The sequence below is a fragment of the Mesorhizobium sp. M7A.F.Ca.CA.003.01.2.1 genome (assembly GCF_003998945.1).
Taxonomy (GTDB): Bacteria; Pseudomonadota; Alphaproteobacteria; order Rhizobiales; family Rhizobiaceae; genus Mesorhizobium; species Mesorhizobium ciceri.
In genome coordinates, this window is the sequence record NZ_RZRA01000723.1 from 1 (window position 1) to 3,007 (window position 3,007).

The 3,007-nt window shown below is 64.5% G+C and carries 4 protein-coding genes; all 4 read right to left on the minus strand.

All coding sequences use genetic code 11. The features are described 5' to 3' along the window. The coding region (gene tsaB / locus EN969_RS24380) for a tRNA (adenosine(37)-N6)-threonylcarbamoyltransferase complex dimerization subunit type 1 TsaB (protein ID WP_127419461.1) at window positions 1-466 on the minus strand (466 nt) is incomplete at its 3' end. 95 nt (window positions 467-561) lie between these two features. Further along, window positions 562-1,668 (minus strand): DUF1513 domain-containing protein, encoded by a 1,107-nt coding sequence (locus tag EN969_RS24385; protein ID WP_063169987.1) that lies wholly within the window; start codon window positions 1,666-1,668, stop codon window positions 562-564. Between the two features lies 1 nt (window position 1,669). Then, window positions 1,670-2,749, minus strand: a complete 1,080-nt coding sequence (locus tag EN969_RS24390) for an imelysin family protein (protein ID WP_127419462.1) — start codon at window positions 2,747-2,749, stop codon at window positions 1,670-1,672. Continuing rightward, window positions 2,749-3,007 (minus strand): di-heme oxidoredictase family protein (locus tag EN969_RS24395; RefSeq protein WP_281060029.1); only part of this gene is annotated, 259 nt, incomplete at its 5' end. The genes EN969_RS24395 and EN969_RS24390, both read right to left, overlap by 1 nt.

Here is a 3,007-nt window from a genome sequence, read left to right on the forward strand (position 1 = left end):
ACGTTGCCTTCGCCATTGCCACCACGTCGGCCAGCGTGGCCACGGCCGGACCGTAAGTCAAGACTAACCTTTCGTCGTAAAAAGCCGCGTGGATCTCCTCACGGCCGGCATCCAGCGCCGCCAGCACGGCGCGACCGGGAAATGCCGTCGCTGCTTCGGCAGCCAGCGCCTCCAGTGTCGTCACTCCGATTGCCGGTATCTTCAGCGCCAGCGCCAGGCCACGCGCGGTCGAGACGCCGACCCGCAGACCGGTGAAGGAACCGGGGCCGACAGACACGGCAATGGCGCCAAGACCTGCATAGTCGGTTGCGCCTGCCTCCAGCGCTTCGGCGATGACCGCCATCAGCTGCTCGGCATGGCCCTTGCCGAGATCGAGCACCGAGCGGCCGAGCTCCCGCTTCGCCGTCGCGTCATAGACGCTAGCGGCGCAGAGGTTGGCGGCACAGTCGATGGCAAGCAATTTCATGAAGCAACCGGTTCGAAAGACAATTCCCTGTGCCCGCCACGGCCCGCCACCGCAAGGGGATAGTGCATAATTCGTTAAGCGGCTTCGCTTGTGGCCTATGCGGCCTGCTCGATGCGCAGCATGTGGTTGTCCCAGACATAGTCCGGTTCGGAGCGTGTCGCACCACTGCCCTCGACGATCTCGCCAGCGCCGGTGGTGGCCATGAAGCCGGTTCCATCGGGAGCCACGCCGCAGACCTCGACCAGCGCGCTGTTCGCGACGACCCGTCCGCTGGCCGCATCGAGCACGACAAGCGAGTTGCCTTCCGGCGAGGAGACCGCGACCGTGCCGGCAGCCGGATTGGCGGCGACCGAGCCTATGTAGTTGCGGAAGCCGGACAAAACGTCCTGCGGCATGTCGAGCAGTTGCAATTCCTTGCCGCGCACCGCGCGGCCGACCAGCAGCGGACGATCGGTGCCCGGGCCCCTGTACTGGCAACCGAACCAGACCGTGCCGGACGGATCGGTGTCCATGTGGCGGATCGACAGCTGATGCAGTGCGGCCGGCAATTCGTGCTTCTCGATGAGGTCGCCGGTGACGCGGTCTATCAGCACGTAGGACGGCTTCATGGTCGCAATGTTGAGCTCGGCGCGGCCGTAATCCGGATGGGTCTCGATGCCGCCATTTGCTACCGCAATCGTCCTGCCATCGCCCAGGAGCAGAAGCTCGTGCGGACCCATTCCATAGGTCGGGAACTCGCCGACACGGCTGAATTTCGCCCGCGCATCGTAGACGCCGACGACGCCGGCGGCGTTGTCGAAGTCGTTTTCGGTGGCATAGAGCAGCGCACCGTCGGCCGAAAACACGCCATGGCCGAAGAAATGCCGGCCGGCGATGCTGGCGATGGTCAGCGGCGCATCACGGCCCGAATGGTCGAAAACCACGGCAAAGGTGCCGGGTTGCCGCGCGAAGACCACCGAGCGTTTCGATATGGGATCGAAGGTGACATCGTGGCCGCGATCGGGCAGATCGATCGCATGCAGGACTTTGCCGGCCTCGGACAGGACGGCAGCGCCAAAGCTGCCGTCGCGTTTGACGAAAGCGGTGGCGAAGACGGCGTCGGTCGAAAGCGTCGTTGCCCAGGCCGATGGCGCCATCGCGGCCATGAAGCCAACGCCTGCAGCTCTCAGGAAATCGCGGCGATCTATCAGCGGGGTTTTCAATTCAGTCCCCATCCAGCGAGGAGAAGCCTGCGGTCAGGCCGAATTCAGCGGTCAACCTGGTCCCGATCAGGGTCGACAGGCTGGAGGTGATCAGCGCGAAATGATCGAGCTTGTCGCGCAATGCCGGATCGGCAAGCGCCTTGTCGATTGGACCGCTGACGGCCTTGGCGGTGGCGACACCGTTGACCAATTGGATGTGGATCGCTTCGGCCATCCAGCGCGCATCGGCCGGCAGGGCGTCGCCAAGTTTCGAGGCCTGGAACAGCGTATCGATGCCGGAGAGATTGCCGGCCAGTGACGCGGTGGTGTTTTGCGAGCGCCAATAGATCGCTTGTTTCGGCTTGTCCGCGTCCGGCTTGCCGCCGAAAAACCCTTTCAGGCGCACGTCACGCACCATTTCCAGCTCGTTGATGAAGACGCCGACCAGTTCGGTCACCGCTTCATTGCCGTCGCGGTAGAGCGGGTTCTGCGGCCCCGGATTGGCCCAAAGCGCTGCAAAGCCGTCCGGTTTGTTCCAGGCGGCGCTGACCTCGCCGGCCATGGTTTCGATGTTGCCGGCAACAGCAGTGCCATAGGCGCAGCGGTAGGAATCATCCTTGCCGGCCAGTGCATCGGCGCCGTCGCCGTAAAGCACGAACTCCAGCGCGCCCAGCCCCTGCATGGCGACGCTCTTGCCGGCCAGCTGTGCCGGATCTGTGGCGGTTGGATCCTTCGCCGACAGCGCCGCCTGCACCTGCTTCAGGCCAATGCTCTTGCGATCCGGCCAGAACAGCATGCGTTCCAGCCGGTTGTTCTCCTTGATCGGCGCGAAGCCGATGATTTCGGCTGACGACCAGGCATAGACGGTGGCGGAGAATTCGGCGCGTGCGGCATCGAGCTCTCCTTGCGAGGGCGTGACGCACAGCTTGCGCATGGATCCGGTCAAGGCTTCCGCATGCTCGTGCAGGCCGGCATAGGCCGGGCGGACGAAGCCATCGATCGCCCGCTGGATGATGTCGGAGGCTTTGACCGCCGCCGACGCAGGGACAACGCCCAGCAGGGCCAGCGGAAGAGCGAAAAACAATGCAGAACGCTTGAACATCACAGTGACTCCAGGAATTTGAGCAATGCGTCACGCTCGGTCGCGTTAGCGGCGGCAAAACGGTCGCGCGCTTTCTGCGCCTCGCCGCCATGCCACAGGATCGCCTCAGCCAGGCTGCGCGCGCGCCCGTCATGCAGAAAGAAGGAATTGCCGTTGACTGTCTCGGTCAGGCCGATGCCCCACAGCGGCGGCGTGCGCCACTCATTGCCCGTCGCATCGCCCACGGCCTGGCCATCGGCCAGATCAGGCCCCATGTCG